Origin of the sequence: Allolucifera butyrica (assembly GCF_900476375.1) — a bacterium.
Taxonomy (GTDB): domain Bacteria; phylum Bacillota; class Negativicutes; order Sporomusales; family UPPP01; genus Lucifera; species Lucifera butyrica.
Genome location: NZ_UPPP01000092.1, coordinates 12504 through 32320, shown reverse-complemented (window position 1 = coordinate 32320; position 19817 = coordinate 12504). Strand labels below are relative to the sequence as shown.

The 19817-nt window shown below is 47.2% G+C and carries 21 protein-coding genes, 5 tRNA genes and 1 other annotated feature; of the genes, 2 read left to right on the top strand and 24 right to left on the bottom strand.

Annotation, left to right across the window (positions count from 1 at the left end):
* From tuf to rlmB, 13 genes are all read right to left on the bottom strand, one after another.
* Positions 1-1197, bottom strand: a 1197-nt coding sequence (tuf, locus tag LUCIF_RS18785; RefSeq protein ID WP_122629383.1) for an elongation factor Tu, incomplete at its 3' end; no start/stop codon positions are given.
* A 147-nt stretch (positions 1198-1344) separates the two neighbouring features.
* Positions 1345-1421: transfer RNA gene (locus tag LUCIF_RS18780), tRNA-Met, on the bottom strand.
* 62 nt (positions 1422-1483) lie between these two features.
* Positions 1484-1559: transfer RNA gene (locus LUCIF_RS18775), tRNA-Thr, on the bottom strand.
* Positions 1560-1621: 62 nt separating this feature from the next.
* Positions 1622-1697: transfer RNA gene (locus tag LUCIF_RS18770), tRNA-Met, on the bottom strand.
* Between the two features lie 12 nt (positions 1698-1709).
* A tRNA-Tyr gene (locus LUCIF_RS18765) sits at positions 1710-1794 on the bottom strand.
* Between the two features lie 7 nt (positions 1795-1801).
* Positions 1802-1877: transfer RNA gene (locus LUCIF_RS18760), tRNA-Thr, on the bottom strand.
* A 170-nt stretch (positions 1878-2047) separates the two neighbouring features.
* On the bottom strand, positions 2048-2848 hold the full coding sequence (locus LUCIF_RS18755) for an undecaprenyl-diphosphate phosphatase (protein WP_122629381.1): 801 nt from the start codon (positions 2846-2848) through the stop codon (positions 2048-2050).
* Positions 2849-2978: 130 nt separating this feature from the next.
* On the bottom strand, positions 2979-3683 hold the full coding sequence (locus LUCIF_RS18750; RefSeq protein WP_165866070.1) for a DUF421 domain-containing protein: 705 nt from the start codon (positions 3681-3683) through the stop codon (positions 2979-2981).
* A 214-nt stretch (positions 3684-3897) separates the two neighbouring features.
* On the bottom strand, positions 3898-4359 hold the full coding sequence (gene brxF / locus LUCIF_RS18745) for a BREX-3 system P-loop-containing protein BrxF (protein ID WP_122629379.1): 462 nt from the start codon (positions 4357-4359) through the stop codon (positions 3898-3900).
* Positions 4360-4473: 114 nt separating this feature from the next.
* Positions 4474-5214 (bottom strand): RNA polymerase sporulation sigma factor SigH, encoded by a 741-nt coding sequence (sigH, locus tag LUCIF_RS18740; RefSeq protein WP_122629377.1) that lies wholly within the window; start codon positions 5212-5214, stop codon positions 4474-4476.
* Between the two features lie 140 nt (positions 5215-5354).
* Positions 5355-5876: an NYN domain-containing protein gene (locus LUCIF_RS18735; protein WP_122629376.1), complete on the bottom strand. Its 522-nt coding sequence runs from the start codon at positions 5874-5876 to the stop codon at positions 5355-5357.
* 85 nt (positions 5877-5961) lie between these two features.
* Positions 5962-7275, bottom strand: coding sequence for a VanW family protein (locus LUCIF_RS18730; protein ID WP_207858052.1), 1314 nt, complete (start codon positions 7273-7275; stop codon positions 5962-5964).
* 106 nt (positions 7276-7381) lie between these two features.
* On the bottom strand, positions 7382-8128 hold the full coding sequence (gene rlmB / locus LUCIF_RS18725) for a 23S rRNA (guanosine(2251)-2'-O)-methyltransferase RlmB (RefSeq protein ID WP_122629373.1): 747 nt from the start codon (positions 8126-8128) through the stop codon (positions 7382-7384).
* 626 nt (positions 8129-8754) lie between these two features.
* Here rlmB and LUCIF_RS18715 point away from each other — a divergent pair.
* On the top strand, positions 8755-9255 hold the full coding sequence (locus tag LUCIF_RS18715; RefSeq protein WP_165866069.1) for a DUF456 domain-containing protein: 501 nt from the start codon (positions 8755-8757) through the stop codon (positions 9253-9255).
* A gap of 3 nt (positions 9256-9258) precedes the next feature.
* On the opposite strand, the gene thyX is transcribed toward LUCIF_RS18715, so the two are convergent.
* The 11 genes from thyX to LUCIF_RS18660 form a co-directional block, all read right to left on the bottom strand.
* On the bottom strand, positions 9259-9933 hold the full coding sequence (gene thyX, locus LUCIF_RS18710) for an FAD-dependent thymidylate synthase (protein WP_122629371.1): 675 nt from the start codon (positions 9931-9933) through the stop codon (positions 9259-9261).
* Positions 9933-10430: a Mini-ribonuclease 3 gene (locus tag LUCIF_RS18705; RefSeq protein ID WP_122629370.1), complete on the bottom strand. Its 498-nt coding sequence runs from the start codon at positions 10428-10430 to the stop codon at positions 9933-9935. Before LUCIF_RS18705 ends, thyX begins: the two co-directional genes overlap by 1 nt.
* Positions 10427-11872, bottom strand: coding sequence for a cysteine--tRNA ligase (gene cysS / locus LUCIF_RS18700; RefSeq protein ID WP_122629369.1), 1446 nt, complete (start codon positions 11870-11872; stop codon positions 10427-10429). Before cysS ends, LUCIF_RS18705 begins: the two co-directional genes overlap by 4 nt.
* A complete protein-coding gene (gene cysE / locus LUCIF_RS18695) occupies positions 11853-12539 on the bottom strand; it encodes a serine O-acetyltransferase (RefSeq protein WP_122629368.1) in 687 nt (228 codons plus the stop codon). Before cysE ends, cysS begins: the two co-directional genes overlap by 20 nt.
* Positions 12540-12614: 75 nt before the next feature.
* Positions 12615-12839: a binding site (T-box leader), on the bottom strand.
* Positions 12840-12879: 40 nt separating this feature from the next.
* Complete coding sequence (gene gltX / locus LUCIF_RS18690) at positions 12880-14346, bottom strand: glutamate--tRNA ligase (protein WP_122629367.1); 1467 nt, start codon at positions 14344-14346, stop codon at positions 12880-12882.
* Positions 14347-14469: 123 nt separating this feature from the next.
* Positions 14470-14739, bottom strand: a complete 270-nt coding sequence (locus LUCIF_RS18685) for a hypothetical protein (RefSeq protein ID WP_122629366.1) — start codon at positions 14737-14739, stop codon at positions 14470-14472.
* Positions 14740-14872: 133 nt separating this feature from the next.
* Complete coding sequence (locus LUCIF_RS18680) at positions 14873-15214, bottom strand: hypothetical protein (protein ID WP_122629365.1); 342 nt, start codon at positions 15212-15214, stop codon at positions 14873-14875.
* Positions 15215-15325: 111 nt separating this feature from the next.
* Entirely contained in the window at positions 15326-15802 is a 477-nt protein-coding gene (gene ispF / locus LUCIF_RS18675) for a 2-C-methyl-D-erythritol 2,4-cyclodiphosphate synthase (protein ID WP_122629364.1), read from the bottom strand.
* Between the two features lie 7 nt (positions 15803-15809).
* A complete protein-coding gene (gene ispD, locus LUCIF_RS18670) occupies positions 15810-16502 on the bottom strand; it encodes a 2-C-methyl-D-erythritol 4-phosphate cytidylyltransferase (RefSeq protein WP_122629363.1) in 693 nt (230 codons plus the stop codon).
* 157 nt (positions 16503-16659) lie between these two features.
* Positions 16660-17769 (bottom strand): PIN/TRAM domain-containing protein, encoded by a 1110-nt coding sequence (locus tag LUCIF_RS18665; protein ID WP_165866068.1) that lies wholly within the window; start codon positions 17767-17769, stop codon positions 16660-16662.
* Positions 17770-17895: 126 nt separating this feature from the next.
* Positions 17896-18390: a CarD family transcriptional regulator gene (locus tag LUCIF_RS18660; protein WP_122629362.1), complete on the bottom strand. Its 495-nt coding sequence runs from the start codon at positions 18388-18390 to the stop codon at positions 17896-17898.
* A gap of 257 nt (positions 18391-18647) precedes the next feature.
* Here LUCIF_RS18660 and spoIIP point away from each other — a divergent pair, with 257 nt between their 5' ends.
* Positions 18648-19811: a stage II sporulation protein P gene (gene spoIIP / locus LUCIF_RS18655; RefSeq protein WP_122629361.1), complete on the top strand. Its 1164-nt coding sequence runs from the start codon at positions 18648-18650 to the stop codon at positions 19809-19811.
* Positions 19812-19817 lie beyond the last annotated feature (6 nt).

The following is a 19817-nucleotide window of genomic DNA, read 5'->3' as shown; positions in this document are numbered from 1 at the left end:
ATTGATAGCGGTTACAACACCGGCGCCAACCGTACGGCCGCCTTCGCGGATAGCAAAACGCAGGCCCTCTTCAATGGCAATCGGCGTAATCAGTTCGATTGCCATCTGAATGTTGTCGCCAGGCATTACCATTTCTACTCCCTCCGGCAGCGTTACCACTCCGGTCACGTCCGTCGTCCGGAAGTAGAACTGCGGACGGTATCCATTGAAGAACGGCGTATGACGGCCTCCTTCTTCCTTCGACAGTACGTATACTTCCCCTTTGAATTTCGTGTGCGGTTTAATGGAGCCGGGTTTCGACAAGACTTGTCCCCGCTCGATTTCTTTCCGTTCCACGCCACGCAGCAGCGCGCCGATATTGTCTCCCGCTACAGCCTGATCCAGCAGTTTCCGGAACATTTCCACTCCCGTTACTACCGTCGTCTTCGGCTTGTCGTTCATACCAACGATTTCTACCGTATCGCCTACTTTAACTACTCCGCGTTCTACACGGCCCGTCGCTACGGTACCGCGGCCCGTAATCGTGAATACGTCCTCGACCGGCATCAGAAACGGTTTGTCCGTGGCCCGTTCCGGCGTCGGAATATACTCGTCCACCGCATCCATCAGTTTATGAATCTGCCCGCACCACTCACATTCCCGCTTTGCGCAGCCGCATTCCAGGGCTTTTACGGCCGATCCTGTAATAACCGGAATTTCGTCACCGGGAAATTCATAGCTCGACAACAGTTCCCGAACTTCCATTTCTACCAGTTCCATCAGTTCCGCGTCATCTACCATGTCTGCTTTGTTCAGGAACACTACCATGGCCGGAACCCCTACCTGCCGCGACAGCAGGATGTGCTCCCGCGTTTGCGGCATCGGGCCGTCCGCTGCCGACACCACCAGGATGGCTCCGTCCATCTGGGCCGCTCCGGTAATCATGTTCTTTACATAGTCGGCGTGGCCCGGGCAGTCAACGTGCGCATAGTGTCTTTTTGCCGTTTCGTATTCTACGTGGGCCGTGTTAATGGTGATACCGCGCTCTCTTTCTTCCGGCGCTTTATCGATTTGGTCGTAGGCTACGAATTCGGCTCCGCCCGATTTGGAAAGCGTCAGGGTAATCGCCGCCGTTAAGGATGTTTTACCATGGTCTACGTGACCAATGGTTCCAATATTAACATGCGGTTTCGTTCTTTCAAATTTTTTCTTTGCCATCTTTGTTTTGCCTCCTCACCATCCACATAACGTGGCATCCACTTGATAATAACCAATATTCTTTGCCAAAAATGAAAATTCTACCCAGAAAGTTAAATTCCTGCAAAAAAAACAAAAAACCTCGCTTTCGCGAGGATTCTTCCAATTTGGTGGCGGCGCAGGGATTTGAACCCCGGACACTGCGGGTATGAACCGCATGCTCTAGCCAACTGAGCTACGCCGCCATACTATAAACGCAGGCAATCAATCCGGTGTACGAATCGTTCCCGCTATCTGAATTCAATAATGGAGCTGATGACCGGGATTGAACCGGTGACCTTATCCTTACCAAGGATACGCTCTACCGACTGAGCTACACCAGCAAGGCGGTTAAAAGACCGCTTAATTATATCAAATCATATGCCTTACGGCAATCGTATAAACTTGGTTGCGGGGACAGGACTTGAACCTGTGACCTTCGGGTTATGAGCCCGACGAGCTACCAGCTGCTCCACCCCGCGATGTTCAGTTAATGGTGGAGGGGGCTGGATTCGAACCAGCGAAGGCGAAGCCGGCAGATTTACAGTCTGCTCCCTTTAGCCACTCGGGAACCCCTCCGTAATAATGGAGCTGGCGAGAAGAATTGAACTCCCAACCTGCTGATTACAAGTCAGCTGCTCTGCCAATTGAGCTACGCCAGCACTGATCACTAGCATCAGTGACGAAGTTTATTATATAACACCTGCATCGTTATGTCAATAAATTTTTCTCTGGTATTTTCTAACTGCTTTGTTCCAGCAATACTAACAGCCCAGCAAAAACAGATTCTATCATACCGGCAATTCCTTGTAAAGAGAAATCCGCGGAAAATTCAGCGCCAGAAAAAATAATAAGCGGACAAAGCGGCAATGACGAAGCGGTAATAGGCAAAAGAAGCCAGTGAGGACCTGTTTAAAAACCGCAGGAACCAAACAACGGACAAATAAGCAACGACAAACGCCACTAGAAACCCAATAGCAATCATCTCTAAATCGGCTGCATTCATTTTGTTTAATACTTTTAGCAAATCATAAATGCATGCGACGAACATGAGCGGAACAGCAATAATAAAAGAAAATTCGGCCGCCACCGTGCGGGATAACCCTAGAAACAATCCCCCGGCAATCGTTGAGCCGGACCGGGAAAATCCGGGCCACAGGGACAGAATCTGAAATAACCCGACAAAAAAAGCTTGCTTCAAAGTCATATTATCCACATCACGCACTCTTGGCCGGCTGCATAATTTTTCGGCCGCCAGCATCAAAACCGCTCCGGCAATCAGTCCGATAATAACGGTAAACGGAGAAAACAAATAGGCTTTAATGGGATTGTGTAAAAGATAGCCTACCGCCATAACCGGCAAAATGCCCACTGCTACATGAAATGCCGTTAGTCCCTGTCCGCTGCGGCCGGGATAACGGAAATCCAGCATCTGCTGAAATTTACTGCGATATAAAAATAGGATCGATAAAATCGCCCCCAGTTGAATAAACACTTCAAAGACCGACGCCTTTTCCCCTTCAAATCCTAGCATGCTCCCTGCCAGAATCATATGGCCCGTAGAAGAAACAGGCAGAAACTCGGTTAATCCTTCGACGGCGCCAAGGAATACGGCAATAATATTTTCATGCACTGCACCACATCCTTTAATTTCCATTTACCTTATACATTATACATGACACTCAGAAAAATTCAACCATTTATAAGAAAAACCGCTAACGCGGTTTTTCGGTAATTGGTAATAGGTAATTGGATTAAAGGCTTCAATGTAGAAATCTTTCCGTTCCCTGAACCTCTTCTTTAACAATATGTAATTGATGCCGTTTATCCATAAAGGCAATAAAAACATTTCGCAATACATCCCGATACTCGTGCCGGAAAGCTTCTATTTGTTCCGGCGTAAATCCTAACTGGACCAGGGCCTTTTCCTGCAGTTCTCCTTCCATAATAACCGGCACCAGAACGTCATTGTCGGGCACTGTAAGACGGCATTGCCGGGGCGTCAGAGGAGAACACTCGGCTTTTTTGAGAACACTTAGTCTACCGTGAGGTTCTAAAACAGCCAGTTCCACTGCCGTAATATCAAATACATCTTTCTCTCGCAAAAGCTGCAGTAACATTTCCACGGTCAGACGGGCTTTATGTAAATTTGCTTTGATTACTTGTCCCTCTTCTACCAGAATAATCGGTTCAAAATTTATTTTTTTATGTAACCGCCGTGATTTTAAAGACCCATAATTTAGTAAAACTTGCATTCCGCCTACCAGAATGAGTGAAATTAACGCATTGCCAAGCTCAATTCTCTGATCGGCAATCGCAGCGCCGGCAATGGTGCCAATCGTAATGGAAACAGCAAAATCAAAAGGACTCAGTTCACCAATCTGCCGCTGTCCCATTGCCAGATGAACCAAAAATAGAACGCCAATACTGGCGACCGCACGAAAAACAAGTATACCTAAAATTTCCACAGCCATCATCCCACCTTTAAGAAGAAAGACCGCGGCAGCGGTCTTTCGATAATGAATAGGAACTGAATAAGCCAATATAAAATCATGGTACTGGAAAATACATCTACTTTTCTATTTTTCCTTTGAATATATTTTTTTATACACAAGAGGACCGCTTCACAAAAAACCAAAAGGCCGACCATAAACGGTCAGCCTTTTGGCCAAGCAAAGTTGATTAACCGATCTGTATGATTTTATAATTTTCCACTATATCATAATATTTAGTATGTCCATTAAACATGAGACACAACTTTCCGCCTTCACAATTCCCCGGCCAAGCCGCAACAAGAGTATACTGTTTGCTTAACTGCCTGAGCAGGTCCAGCGGTTCTAAATTCAATACCGGTGCAAACAACATTTGCACCCGGTCAAGTAAAATAACCCGGGCGTTCAACTCTTCCATTATCTTCGACATAATCCGCAACGCTTCCAACGGACGGGCTTTGGGGACCAGATCCATAAATTCTTCCGTTATTAAATTCTGGGCATCTATATACTCCCACCCCCGCATGGAGGCCAACTCCCGCATTACCTTGCTCTTTCCGCTTCCCGGCCGTCCTACCAGCAGTCTCAAACATTCGCCGCCCGCTTCAACCTCACGGACACTTTCCAAGACCCGCTGTACCGTAACCGACATATCAGCACACCCCCAACAGCATTGCAGTAATAGATACGATTCGTCAGAAAAAAGCAATTTCCTTTCTAAATCTTAATAAAGAATAAAAAAATGGCATCTCTATGGATGCCATTTTTAATCTTCCATATTGTCGCTATAATCGTCCATTTCTGCCTGAACTTCTTTATTCAGCCCGGCCAGTCCCTTGTAAACTCCCCGGATATCACTGTCATCCGCACGATTATCAAGATATCGCTCCAATTTCCGTTTCACCCGCTGCAGCGCATTGTCAATGGACTTGACATGACGGTTCAGTTCTACGGCAATCTCCTGATAGGACTTACCGTCAAGGTAGGACATGAGAACCTTCCACTCCAAGTCACTTAGGATTTCACCCATTTTACCTTCAATATCAATAAACTCTTCCCGGCTGATAACCAACTCTTCCGGGTCGGAAATTTTAGAACTGGACAGTACATCAAGAAGGGTACGGTCAGAATCTTCATCATAAATCGGCTTATTTAACGATACATAGGAATTCAACGGAATATGCTTCTGCCGGGTAGCAGTCTTAATCGCCGTAATAATCTGGCGGGTTACACACAATTCGGCAAAAGCCCTGAAAGAGGAAAGCTTATCATTGCGAAAATCCCGTATTGCTTTATACAGGCCAATCATACCTTCCTGAATAATATCCTCCCGTTCAGCACCAATTAAAAAGTAGGATCTGGCTTTGGCACGAACGAAATTACGGTATTTGCTGATAAGATATTCTTCTTCGACTGTGTTCTTATTATCCTGGGCAATAACCACTATTTCCTCGTCAGTCATATTTTCAAAACAACTGTAAAGGTCGCGTTGAACATTAGCCCGCATCGCATCGCCCCCACTCTATACAATTTAGCACTGCCGAAAAAGAAACACAAATGCCAGTACACGCTATTTCAAAAAAATTATACCCCATACCCCTGTCCTGAGTCAAGCCATTCTTCCCTGTATAGCCGCAGCAACACTACTTAGCGCCGCCGGCGGATTTCATCCAGCCGCTGCAATAAATCACGATTCAGCCGGTTACCAATTTCCCGGCGGCGTTGAGCCGGTGGCGATTCCACATACCCTTCCCGGATCTTTTTGGCGGTTTCTAAAACGTCAAGCCGCAACTCCCGGGCAGAAACGCGATATGCACCCGACCCCAAAACTGCCATCTGCTCCGCCCAGTCAGAAGTAACCACGTATACCCTCGCACCGGAGCGTACAAGGTAGTATACCATTTTTTCAATATAGCTGTCAGCAGTTTCTCCCTCTTTGGTATAAATTACATCTACCCCGGATGCTGTTTCTTCAGCGCAATGCCCGCCCGGCACAGCGTGTGCATCGAAAACAAGGGTTACTTTAAAATCTTTATATGCGCCATAACTTGCCAGCATGTCGGTTAATTTGTCCCGGGCATGCTCCAAATTTTCATTTTTCAAAGCAATCAATTCCGGCCAGGCATTAATTACATTATATCCATCTACAATTAATCGCTCTTGATACATCACCGTAATCTTTCTCCCATCTCCAGCGAATGTTTTATTCATCCGGCGATAACTCATTGCATTGAATTAATTCAGAATCCAATCTTTATTTTTGTTCTTTAATAAATAGCGGGATTTTAGTTCCCACTTTTACAATCGTATTCTCCGGCAAGTAAGTGTCCCGGGACAACAATTCCCGCCTAAGTTCTTTTCCCTTGTACCGCACAATACGAAACATGGTTACTTTAAAGCCTGGCTTACCTTGTTTCTCAATCTCCGACTCGCCTAAGTACAATTCCTTGTCCCCTTTTTTGATAATCGGCGGCGGAATGACCTGACGGTCAGCTGAAACAATTTCGACGGTTTCCGCTAAATGTTTCAGCCCGCAAACACCGATACTCAGTTTATTGCCCAACACTTCGGCCATAATCATAACCGGAGCCTTGCTTGTGTTGGCAAAGCGAAAATCCAGAGCACCAAATACCACGGTTGCATCCCTGCCGAGCGGAACATACCCCAACGGCTTTGAATGGTTGTGCCTCTCCACAACCCCCAAGTCGGCCAATAACACCGCATTATATAATGTGGAGGATACCTGGCAAATACCGCCGCCGATACCGGGAACCAGTTCATTATCAACAATTTCCATAGCCTCTTTAAAACCGTAGGCTTTTTCCCGGGGACCGACAACTTCATTAAACGAAAATGTTTTTCCGGGATAAACCATATAACCGTTGATTTTTTGGGCAGCCAGTTTAAGGTTAGCGGTCCGATTGGCATCCTGGGCATTAAATTCAGTAGTATATGTCCCTAACGCTTCCTTGATACCGGTTTTATTAATATCGGCAACTGTGATTGCCGGATAAAGCGGAACTACCGGCAGGAGAACCCGGTTGCTATCCGGCGTTTGTAATGCCTGCAGCAAAATTGACCGTACTTGACCTGTTGCCAGTTTACGTCCGGTTTGCTGAGGCACGATGTTTCCCGTCAACAAGCTTAAGGCTGCATTCTTGGGTGGAAAATCAATGGCTTCTTTCCACGTCTCCACAACATGGTCCAGTTTGTCCTTATTGTATTGGATATGCAGAGGAACATGATATCCATTTTGAGCGGCCAGACGGATGCTCTGCAGCCGCTTCCACCAAGAGCCTTGCCGTCCGTAGTTCCAGGTATCATTCAGCGTAGCTTCCACATCAATGTTAAAATCAACCCTTTTTGAATCCAGCGGAAATGTTTGATCACCATAATAAGCGATAATGTGCCGGTTGTGATATTCCTGCTGCCACCGCAGCAAAATTTGCGCCACCTCATCCCGGCTCTTACCGCTTACGTCTACCCCGTCAAGCACAACGCCGGCATAGACCCGGTTTGAGAACAGCGGGTGCATCAGCCATCCCCCCCCTGCGAGTAAGCACAACATAAGCAAAGCACTTACATACAGCAACCGCCTTTTCATTCCGACTTCATCTCCTGTATTTATTTCCCTCCCACTATAATTGTTTTATTATTTACCGTTTGCCATCTTCCTATTTCCGCTTGCCGTACCGTTGCCGGACTGTTTCATAAACTAACAAGGAACAGGCTACGGAAGCATTCAAAGAGCTGATCCTGCCCCGCATCGGAATACGCACCAAAAAATCGCAATGTTCTTTTGTACTCCGGCCGATTCCCTGACCCTCACTACCGACAACAATGACCAGCGGACCGGTCAAATCCGCCTCAAAATAGTTTTTTTCCCCCGTCATGTCGGCCCCTACAATCCAAAATCCTTTCTTTTTCAATAATTCCAATGTTTGCGTCACATTACCAATGCGGGCGACCGGCACATATTCCACGGCTCCGGCCGAAGTCCTGGCCACGGTAGCGGAAAGGGGGCAGCTCCGCCGCTTTGGTATTAGCACACCATGGACTCCGGCTGCATCTGCCGTTCGTAAAATAGCCCCTACATTATGCGGATCCTCCAGTTCATCCAAAAGAACCAGCAAAGGATCCTCCCCGGCCGCTTCCGTCCGGACCAATATCTCTTCCAAAGCGGTATATTCAACCGGCGACACAAAAGCCACAACGCCCTGATGCCTTACACCATTTGACAAGCTGTCCAGTTTCGACGGTTCCACTTCCTGCACAACCAGTCCCTTGCTACGGGCCAAACCGATCACTTCTTTGATTGATCCATGGCGTTCTCCTTTTGATACCAGCAATTTGTTGACCGACCGGTCACTCTTCAGCGCCTCCATAACGCTATTGCGTCCGGCAATAAACTCATCAGCCATTTTTCATGGCCTCCCTTCGGTGCACTCCATTCATAATTGTATTCATTGTACCAATATACCCATTAAAAAGCAAAAAACGTTTTTTAAAATTAAGTGTATAGAACTCTTTTTTTGAACCATACTATGAGTGTAAAGGGTTCGTAGTGGTCGAGCCAAGACCGGTGCCGGATCCAAATGGGTTCGACATTGGTCGGCCAAAGATTTATGCCGGATCTGACGGTTCGGTATAAGTCGGCGGGCAGATCATATCATGTCTTGTAAGGCTGTACGGCAGCCCAACTGTTGTCGTGTGGTCAAAAGGGATGTGGTATGGTCGAGCTAAGACTGTCAGAGGTGCCGTAGATTTCCGGGGGAATCTTCCCGAGGTCTGTTGCAGTCGGGAGATTGCAGCAGGTTTCCAAGGTATTTCTGGCAGTCGAGCAAAGGTCAGTGTTGGTTGTGTAATGCTTGTGCGTAGTCGAAAGATTGCGTATAGGTATGTAATGACGAGCATTGGCTGTAGCGTAGATCATTACGGGCTCTTTATAAGAAAAATCCCATAAATAATAAAAGCCCTCATGTCAAAAAACGGCATGAGGACTTTTTGTAATCCGGCAATAAGAGCGAAAGACCGGGGGAGGGATAGTATGCATCTTTTTATCAATCTGGGGATAATTGCTCTCTTAATCCTGGCAACCGGTATGACCTTGTTCAGTCTGCCCGGCAATGCCGTATTGTTCTTAACAGCTCTGGGGTATGGGTTCTACGACCATTTCACTCATATGTCTTATCTGATCCTCTTCTTTTTGCTGGCAGCCCTCATCGCCGGCGAATGGCTGGAATTCACCGCTGCTTCCCGGGCCAACAGACGACAAACGGCCTGGAAAACTACGCTGGCCACCTTTTTAGGTGCAAGCGCCGGCGGCCTGTTCGGAACCGACCTCTTGCCGGTCGTTGGTTCCTTATTGGGAGCATTGGCCGGCTCCCTCATTACCAACTATGCCGTCGAATACTTACGAACAAGCAGTGTCCGTCAGGCAAGGACGGCTGCCGTCCGTGCGATTACAGGGCAGATTTGGGGCTACGCAATCAAACTGGCCATCGCTTTAGGCATGAGCATTACCATCCTGTATACGCTCGTTTGGTAGAGCCTATTTCCCCAGCGTTTGCAGACGGCCGCAGGAAAGGTTTCCTTCGCCGCAAACCCCTCGGGTAATACAGGAGGGTCCTGCTTTTTGAAATAAAAGGGGAGAAACATGCCGGGCTTCCGCCAGCATAGCCTCCGCCAGCCGGCGGATTTCCCATTGGGCCCGCTGGCAGCAGCGCAGTTCGAAGAAATGCATAAGTTCCCTGGCATTCATCGTTACGACAATTTTTGTCTCAGTGGCGTTAGCCAGGCAATACCGGGCATCTTCCTGGTGAACGCCCATTTCTACCAATTCGTCATATGCTTGTTGTATAGTTTGCATTAAGGCCAGAAATTTCTCCCGTGCCCCCTCCCGGGACGCGACCGAAGGCGGCAGTATATATTCAAAATTGTGTTCTTTTACATAACGCTGCGACTGTTGGGAATACGATGCCAGACGATGCCGTACAAGCTGGTGGGTCAGCACCCGGGACACTCCTTCTACCGCAAAGGTGAAACTGGCATGTTCCAATGTCGACACATGTCCCATCTCGACAATTTTACCGATCAATCGTCCGACCTGCTCGTCGGACATTTTTTCTGCCAATTGTTCCGCTCCTACGGGCGAATAACAAAGTCTCGCCGCCGCCGCAACTACCCGTTCCGGTTCCGGTGTATGATAGATCAATTTTACTTTCATTATTTATCACCGCAATTCTTATCTTTATTTGTCATTTCCCGGGAAATAAACTGGAATAAAGCAGTCGATACCTCGTCCAGCCGCTCCTCATGTCCGCTTAGAAACAAATATCCCAGCAGGGTTTCCAAACCGGTACTGTAGCGGTAATCATGTACCGAAGCATTCTTAGTCGGCGACGACTTGGTATTCCGGCCCCGCCGTACCAATTCCCGTTCCGCATTGCTCAACATACCCTCAATTGACTTTAATGCCGCAGCCTGATAACCTGCGGAAACCATTTTAGCCCCCAAGGAATGCAGAATCCGGACTTGATTTTGTTCAAACGCCAGTAATTTTGTCCGAACAAACAAACTGAAAAAGGCATCACCCACATAGGCTAACACCAGCGGCGGCAATTTGTCCGGCAAAATTTCATCGAATTTGGGCAATGGGCTTCCGTCCTCCGCCTGATCCTTAAATACATTTTCCAGCAAAAATTGATAGTGATTAAATTTCAATGTTTTTTCCACCTCACGCCTTGTGGCGAATCCTCCAGAATAATGCCGGTCTCATTCAGCCGGGACCGTATTTCATCCGCTGTAATCCAGTCTTTTTTCGTCCGGGCGTCCTGACGGATTTTTATAATCAGCTCCATGAGCCTGTCAACCAGTTCTCGGTTCTCATCCGGGGCGGCTTCCTGCTGTCCTGGCGTCAGAATCCCTAAAATACCGGCCATTTCCAGATAAACTTCCCGGGCCAGGGTGACGGCTTGGGCGTCGTAGCCGGCCCTTTCCTGAACCACTATATTCCTGTAAATATTGATATTCTTTGCCAGTCCGAACAGGATGCTGATGGCCAGGGCCGTATTAAAGTCATCATCCATGGCCGCATAAAAATCCTCCCTGGCCTTCATAGCTTGCGACCGGAGAGCACGGCCAGCCTCACCCGCTTCGCCCGGACACAAGGTTTCTAAGCTCTGGATGCTTTCCAAAGCTGTCTTTAAGCGCTCCAAACTGCGCCCCGCTTCTTCAAGCCGTTCATCACTAAAATCCAGCGGACTGCGGTAATGAGTCGAGATAATGAAGAAACGAAGTACCTCCGGCGGGTAATGGGCCAAAATATCCTTCACCAAAAAGAAATTTCCCAAAGACTTGCTCATTTTTTCTTCATTCACGGTAATAAAACCGTTATGCAGCCAGTAATGCACAAATGGTTCCAGGCCCGTATATGCTTCCGACTGGGCAATTTCATTTTCATGATGGGGAAAAATCAGATCACTGCCGCCGCCATGAAAGTCAAAATGATTGCCCAAATATTTCAAGGACATAGCCGAACATTCAATATGCCAGCCCGGCCTTCCCGGTCCCCAGGGACTTTCCCAGGCCGGTTCCCCCGGCTTGGCGCTTTTCCACAAAGCAAAATCCATGGGATGCTTCTTTCGTTCATCCACATCCACCCGGGCTCCCGCTTTCATATCATCCAGAGTCCGTCCGCTAAGTTTGCCATAGCCGTCAAACTGCCTTACACTATAATATACATCGCCGTCGACGGGATAGGCATAGCCTTTCTCAACCAGGGTTTTTACCATCGCAATAATATCGGCAATATGCTCGGATACACGGGGATACAAATGGGCCCGGCAGATATTCAGTTTATCCATCACTTCAAAATAAGAAGCAATATAACGGTTGGCAATGGTTTCCCAACTGACCCCTTCCGTATTGGCAGCATGAATAATTTTGTCATCCACATCGGTGAAATTTTGGACATGGTATACGGTAAATCCCTTATGTTCCAAATAACGCCGGATTACGTCCCAAGTCACATAAGGGCGGGCATTGCCAATATGCGGATGATTATACGGTGTTACACCGCAAACATACAACTTCACTTTACCGGGTTCGGCCGGATGAAATTCTTCTTTTTGCTTGGTCAATGTATTAAATACTCTTAGACTCATCTTGTTTTTTCAACTCCTTTTCCAACTGTTCAATCCGGGCTTCCAGGCGCGCCATGTTGCGCTGCAGGCAAAACAGCATCTCACCTTCCGGATCAGGTAGATTATTATGTTCCAGGTCCACTTCGCCTATACCGCAAGCATCAACCTTCATACCAAACCGTGATACCACTTTGCCGGGTATTCCCACCACCGTGGAGTCCGGCGGGACTTCCCGCAGAACAACCGAACCGGCGCCAATTTTGGAATTGTCGCCGACCGTAAAGGAGCCTAAAACTTTAGCACCGCTGGCGACTACTACATTATTGCCGATCGTAGGATGCCTTTTCCCTTTTTCCTTACCGGTGCCTCCTAATGTAACTCCCTGGTAGAGCGTCACATTATTCCCGATCTCGGTCGTTTCTCCAATAACAACTCCCGTGCCATGGTCAATGAATAATCCTTCGCCAATGGTTGCACCGGGATGAATCTCAATACCGGTTAAAAAACGGGCAAAGTTTGATATCATACGGGGCAGCAAAACCCAGCCGCGCTTATACAAAGCATTAGCCAAGCGATAAAGCCAAATTGCATGCAGTCCCGGATAACAAAACAGAACCTCCAGCACGCTTCTGGCAGCAGGATCTCTTTCAAAAACCACTTCAATATCTCTTTTTATGCGGGAAAACATATAACCCCTCTCCTTCGGCCCAGGGCGCAAGGCTCAGGGCACATTTATACACAGTCAAAAAGGCCACCCTCTCTCTACAGAGACGGTGGCCCGTGGTTCCACTCTGTTGAAGAGTGATGCAGGATCACTCTCCACTTGTACGCAGGGTAACGGCCGCACCGGGGTAGCATACTCACCGCTTCCGCCACCCTGCTCCTGGGCGCACTTTCGATGAAACCATCCCGGCATCGCTTACAGCCACTGGCAATGCCTCTCTGACGGGTTGGTAAAACACCTACTCTTCCCACTCATCGCATTTATCTTCTTGCTAATAAATTATACTAAGAACAGTAAAAATGTGTCAATTGATTTTTGCCAGCGTAGCTTCCATCCGGGACAAAGTCCGTTCTCGGCCCAAAAGCGGGATAATCTGGAACAACTCAGGCCCGTGCATTTTTCCGGTTAAAGCCACCCGGATCGGCATATAAACTTTTTTGCCTCCCAGTTTCAGTTCTTTAACAACAGCTTTTAATACCGCCTGTACAGACGGTACATCAATTACGTCGAGAGCCATCAGCTTTTCCCGGAAAGCAGCCATAACCTTAGAAATATCAGGATCCTTCAAAATACCGGCGGCTTCTTCATTTTCAAATTTCACTTCGTCGTTGAAGAAAATATCCACATGATCAACTACCTGGGCGGCATAGCTGATGTATTCCTGAACAGCTGCCACCACCTTAATCAGCCACACTCTCTCTTCTTCGTTCAGAGTAGCTCCAATATAACCGGCGGCCTGCAGGTGAGGGAGCGCCAGTTCCATAACCGCTTCCGGCGCAGCCAGTTTTATATAATGAGCATTAATCCAGTTTAACTTGTCAACATCAAATACCGCCGGATTTTTGGCCACCCGGTCCATGGAAAACTGTTCAATCAGTTCCGAACAGGAAAAAATTTCCTGTTCGCCAACAGGAGCCCATCCCAAAAGGGCAAGAAAATTCACGAGAGCCTCCGGCAAATAGCCCAGTTTACGGTATTGATCAACGGAAGTGGCACCATGACGTTTACTCATCTTCGCCCGGTCCTTGCCCAATATTAGGGAAATATGTCCGAATTGCGGCAAGGGCAAGTCCAGCGCCTCATAAATCAATATCTGCCGCGGTGTATTGGAGAGATGCTCTTCCGCCCTGATTACATGCGTAATATTCATGAGCGCATCATCCAAAACAACTGCGTAATTGTAAACAGGAATTCCGTCCGACTTTACAATTACGAAATCACCGATCCCGTTGGAATCAAAGCTTACCGTTCCCCGCACCATATCTTTAAATACAATCTGCTTATTTTCCGGTACCCGAAAACGAATCACCGGCTTGCGTCCTTCCGCCTCAAAGCGGGCTTTCTCCTCCTGCGTTAAATGCAGGCAGCGTCCTGTATAACGGGGCGTCTCCCCTTTATCAAGCATTGCCTGCCGTTCAACCTCCAGTTCCTCCTCGGTACAATAACAGGGATAAGCCATACCGGCAGCCAACAATTTTTGCGTATAATCGTTATAGATGGTTAGGCGCTCTGTCTGGCGATAGGGTCCAAAATCACCGCCCTTATCAATTCCTTCATCCCAGTCCAGGCCCAGCCAACGCAGCGCTTCCTTAATATTTTCCTCCGATTCCCGGCTCGAACGTTCCAAATCCGTATCTTCAATCCGGAGAATTAGTTTGCCGCCTTGTTTCCTTGCCAAAAGCCAGTTAAACAAAGCCGAACGGGCGCCGCCAATATGAAACGGGCCGGTAGGACTTGGCGCAAACCGCACCCGTAAATGCTGATGTTCCATATATAATCTTCCTTCCGTAAATTCTTACCATTGCTATTTTAGCAGATTTTGCAAATTGATGCAAAAAATAAAAGCGTGTCGCCAAACACGCAATCACCGCGGCCCCCGGCAAAGTGCTCTTTATTATCGGCCAACCCGGAGCAAAAATAAGCCATTCACAATATCCGGAGCAACAGAGACGACGGCAGGACCGGCACCGCCCGAAACCGGCTGAGCGCCGTCAGGAAGGAACTCTAAGCGCCATAGAACCCGGTTGTTATACCAAAATTCCGTAGCGGCAATCCCGTCTTCCTGCCGGGAAAAATGAATGTAAAAATTCCAGTCCGCTGCCAATGCAACTGACGATTGAGCCAAAATATATATGGCAATGAAAGCGCCAAAAATTTTTCGCATAACCACTACCTCCCGCTAATCCATAAATATTTCAAAATTAGTTTGCATAGCAAGATTAATTTTATACCATAAAAAAAAGAAAGACGGCAATGACAAACATTACCGTCTTTCTATGCACTGCAGTTTAGTCTCTTTACAATATTTTTTTCTTTTCTTCCTCTTCATTGACCACTTGCCGGACTTCTTCCATAATCCGGCCTGGTTTGGACACGATGCGTGAGGGCAATGTAGCAATGGCGTTGCCTAAATCCCGCCGGAATTCCCTGCTCATCCGGATTGGTTTCGTAAGGATTCGACAAACCACTTCCTTGGCATAAACGGCTAGCAAACTGCCCTCGTAGAAAAAGACTTCCTTACCGCAATTCTGACACTCCGAGCGAATCAGTACATCATTATCATAGACCAAGGTATGAATCTGTTCTTTTAAGCATTTACTACACGAAAGGCCGACCTCCAGGCGAGTAATTGGCATCACCACACCCCCTCCTAATTTTATGGAAAACCGGCAATGTCCTAACCCTGGCGAATACTTCCAACATTATTATAGTATGCACACCTATCAGGAATGTTGTCTCTTTAGAATTTTTCAAACAGAAGAAATTAAAGAAACCGCATAGGCCGCAATTCCTTCACTCCGGCCGGCAAATCCCAGCCCTTCCGTTGTCGTGGCTTTCACATTAACTCTGCCGGGTTCAAGATCAAGAACCCGGGCAATATTTTGCGTCATCTGCTCTATATACGGAGCCAGTTTTGGTTTCTGGGCCACAATCGTAGCATCGATATTGCCAATGTCATATCCCCTGCTCCCGACCAGTTTACCAACCTCAGCCAGCAGCTTTACGCTGGCTATTCCCTTATACCGCATATCCGTATCCGGAAAGTGGCGCCCAATATCCCCCAGAGCCGCCGCCCCCAGCAATGCATCCATTATGGCATGGATTAAAACATCGGCATCCGAATGCCCCATTAAACCTTCACTATGCGGTATATCAACTCCGCCGAGGATCAGCTTGCGTCCTTCTGTTAAGCCATGTACATCATAGCCAAAACCGACTCGTGTCATTTGATCCTTAGAGCTCCCTTCGCTTATTGCTCAGCATTTCCGCCAGCAATAGGTCCTCCGGACTCGTGATTTTGATATTCCGGTAACTGCCTGTTACAATCTTTACAGCCGTCCCCAGGCGTTCGACCAGTCCTGCGTCATCAGTACCGATAAACCCGTCCCGTTCCGCGCACGCGTAGGCTTTTAGCAGCAGTCCGGCCTCAAATGCCTGGGGCGTTTGCATTGCCCAAAGCATTTTACGCGGCGCGGGATCCCCGATGGTCAATCCCGCTTCATTTACCAGTTTTATGGTCTCTTTTACCGGCATGGCTAGGGCCGCCGCCTTATATTGCCGGGCAACCTCGATTACCCTGGTTACTAAAGGAGGTTCAATCAAAGCCCTGGCCCCGTCATGCACTATAACTATATCCGTGCCGTCCGGAACTGTCTTCAAAGCGTTAGCAATCGAATATTGCCTTTCCGTCCCGCCGGCAACAATTCTCCATTCCTTGCCGATATTGCTATTCGCCAAAATATCACTCATTATTTTTATTTCATGGACGGCCGCTGCAACAATAATTTGATTGATTTCGGGACATTGCGCCAAAGCCAGAACAGTATGAGCAATCAAAGGCCGGTTCCCCAGCGGAATAAAAACTTTATTTATTTCCTTCCCCATTCTTTTGCCCTGTCCGGCTGCAGGAATAATTGCTGTAACCACTAAGCTATCAAACCTCTCTTTACTAATCCCCTGTCAGATAAATGTTCTCCTTTCTTAGTTCAATCCCCTTCCCTATTTTATATTGTAGCGATAATAACAATTGCCTTTAAGTTTATCATTGTAAACTTAAAGGCAAAATGAACAAAAAATAAGATAATTACATTGTTTTGGGTTTGGCAAAAATCATTCTGCCGGCAGCCGTTTGTAAAACAGAGGTAACCAGCACGCCCACCGTTTCGCCGATATGCCGCTTACCACCGTCCACAACAATCATTGTTCCGTCATCCAGGTACGCAACTCCCTGACCGAATTCTTTACCATCCTTCACTACATGTACCGTCATTTCTTCCCCGGGTAATACCACTGGCTTGACCGCGTTGGATAACTCATTGATATTCAAAACCGGAACACCTTGCAGTTCGGATACTTTGTTCAAGTTATAGTCATTAGTAATAATTTTTCCTTTTACCAACTGCCCCAGTTTGATGAGCTTGGCATCCACTTCCGTAGTATCCTCAAAATCGCGGTTATCTATCTGGACATACAGGCTCATTTCCTTCTGGATACGATTTAATATATCGAGTCCCCGCCGGCCGCGATTCCGTTTTAACAGGTCGGAAGAGTCGGCAATATGCTGTAATTCCTCCAGGACAAAAACCGGAATCAACAGCGTTCCTTCAATAAAACCGCTTTGACAGATATCAGCAATCCGGCCGTCAATAATTACGCTCGTATCCAGGATTTTATACTGCGACATATCGACGCTTTTTCCTTTGGGCCGTTCTTTATTCACCCAGGGAATATTGGTGAATAAACTAAACAGTTCATCCCGTTTTCGAATCGAGACATTGATTCCTAAATATCCTAGAACAATACTCAAGACCCCGGGAATATATTTACCAATAATCGGCACCGGCAAAAAAGCAGAACCCAATAAATTAGAAATTATTAGTCCAACAGCCAATCCCAGCGCGCCGGCCAGAACATCATACACAGGCATTCTATTCAGCTTTGCTTCACCCCAATAGGTAAGCTGCCATAGATACTTGATGAAAAATGGCGCCGCCAAATATCCTAAAATTGCTCCAACCACACCGCCAAGTACAAAGGATAGTATGGTGGCCAGCGTAATTCCAAACACACCGGTGTGCATAAATTCAGTTGTAATCGGCGGCGGCAATAAGGGGATAATCCGGTCGGTCATCATTAATCCGCCAATCGCTGCCAGCACCGTTATAACAAACCGTAATGTTTTATCCAGCAACATCTCACCTCCTCACTATCTCTTAATTATATAAGATTTTTTCACTACAAACAAGAGCATCCCTGCCTATCATTATCCATTATGTGGAAATCCATGATTAGTATTCCCGCTTCAACAAAAAAAAATACGTCAGTCACCTGGCGTATTTTCCCGAAATAGGCCATCTATCCATTTTTCTACACTCTGTATATCTTTATCGCAAGCCAGTACCAATTCACTGATAAGAATTTGTTTAGCTGTATCCAGAAGCCGGCGCTCGCCGGTTGATAATTTTTTGGCTTGGTCCTGAACCATTAAGTTCCGCACTACCTCCGCCACTTCGTAAATACTGCCACTCTTTATCTTAGATAAATTGACGTTAAAACGGCGATTCCAGCTGGAGTGAACCGCAACCGGAGTTCCCTGCAGAACATCAATCACCTTATATACTTCCGGCTCATCAATTACTTCCCGCAAACCCACACTTTCCACATTTTTAAGCGGAATCATAACCTTCATTCCCCCATAGGGCATGGTTAAAATATAATAGAGCTGACACTCTCCCAATACTTCATGCTCCTCAATGGCCTCAATGACTCCGGCACCATGCATGGGATATACTACTTTGTCACCTATAGCGAGCATAAACACACCCCCACTGTAATTTATAGTATACCATTTCCGCTCATTTTTGTCAAAATTTTATATTTTAGCATGTATTGGTCAATGTTGTCAATCACAACATTGAATAATTTTTGCGGAAATGCCCATTTTATCTACAGTCTTCATTATGGCAGGTCAAATTTCTCAAAAGCAACATAAAATTGTTCCGTCCGGTAACACCACATAAAGAATACATTATGAGGAAAAGCTAACAGAAAATACGCTAATGAGGTGCAAACATGTTCCAGTTTTTAACGGCACTAACGGCGCTGTTCTTTCTCCTCTGTATATCTCCTGCCGTAACGGCAGCTGCTGTATTTGACACAGGCGAAATCAACTCCGGCTATATAACCGTTTTGGATAATAAGGGAGCTACGGTTTTTACAACCGGTCTACCGGTCTATCCCGGTGATGAATATATCAATCAGGCTAATGATTTGTTTGAAATTACAACTATTGACGGCGCTTTAGGCACAGCACGTTTAGTGCAAAAAAACATATTTAGTTCCTCTGATCAAACATTGCCGGCCCAAGGAAATACCAATGTAACTCCACCGCTAATTGCCATTTACCACACCCATGACGACGAATCCTTTATTCCCAATGACGGCCGGGCAACCATCCCCGGCAATGGGAGTATCATGCGGGTCGGTGATGCCTTTGCCCAACGCCTGTCGGAAATCGGCTATCGGGTCGATCACGACAAAACCCTGCACGATCCCCATGATGCCAACGCCTACCAACGTTCCCGCCGGACTTTTATCAAATTGCTAAAGAATCAGCCCGCCGCCTTGTTCGATGTCCACCGTGACAGTGCGCCGGCAAATGATTACCGTACAACAATTAACGGCCAAGAGGCTACCAAAATATTGCTGGTAGTCGGACGACAAAATCCCAACCGGAATATTACGTTAGATTATGCCAAAGCAATTAAGGGAGCTGCTGATAGTAAATATCCGGGACTCATTCGCGGCATTTTCATGGCTCACGGGAATTATAACGAAGACTTGAGTCCCCGGGCCATGCTGCTTGAAATCGGTACACAATACAATACGCTGGCTGCAGCCGAACACAGTGCCGCCTTGTTTGCCGATGTTGTTCCTTCTTTCATTGTGCCGCCTTCCTATGGACGTACAGCCGACCCTGCATCTCCGCCGGCAAAGCCCGGCATGCCGCCGGACCCTTCGTCCGGAACAGCCTCTCCCGCTGCTCCGCTCTCACCGGCTTCTCCAGCCGTTGCTCCTTATTATGATATATTGGCAATCCTTGGTGTGCTCTTCCTCGGCAGTATCCTTTATCTTTACCTTAGCACCGGCAGTTGGCGGGAAGCCAAACAAAAGCTAAACCGTTTCCGCAAATGGGAATTTACCAATTTTTTGGGTCCCCGCAGAAAAAGAAAGTAGGGAAAG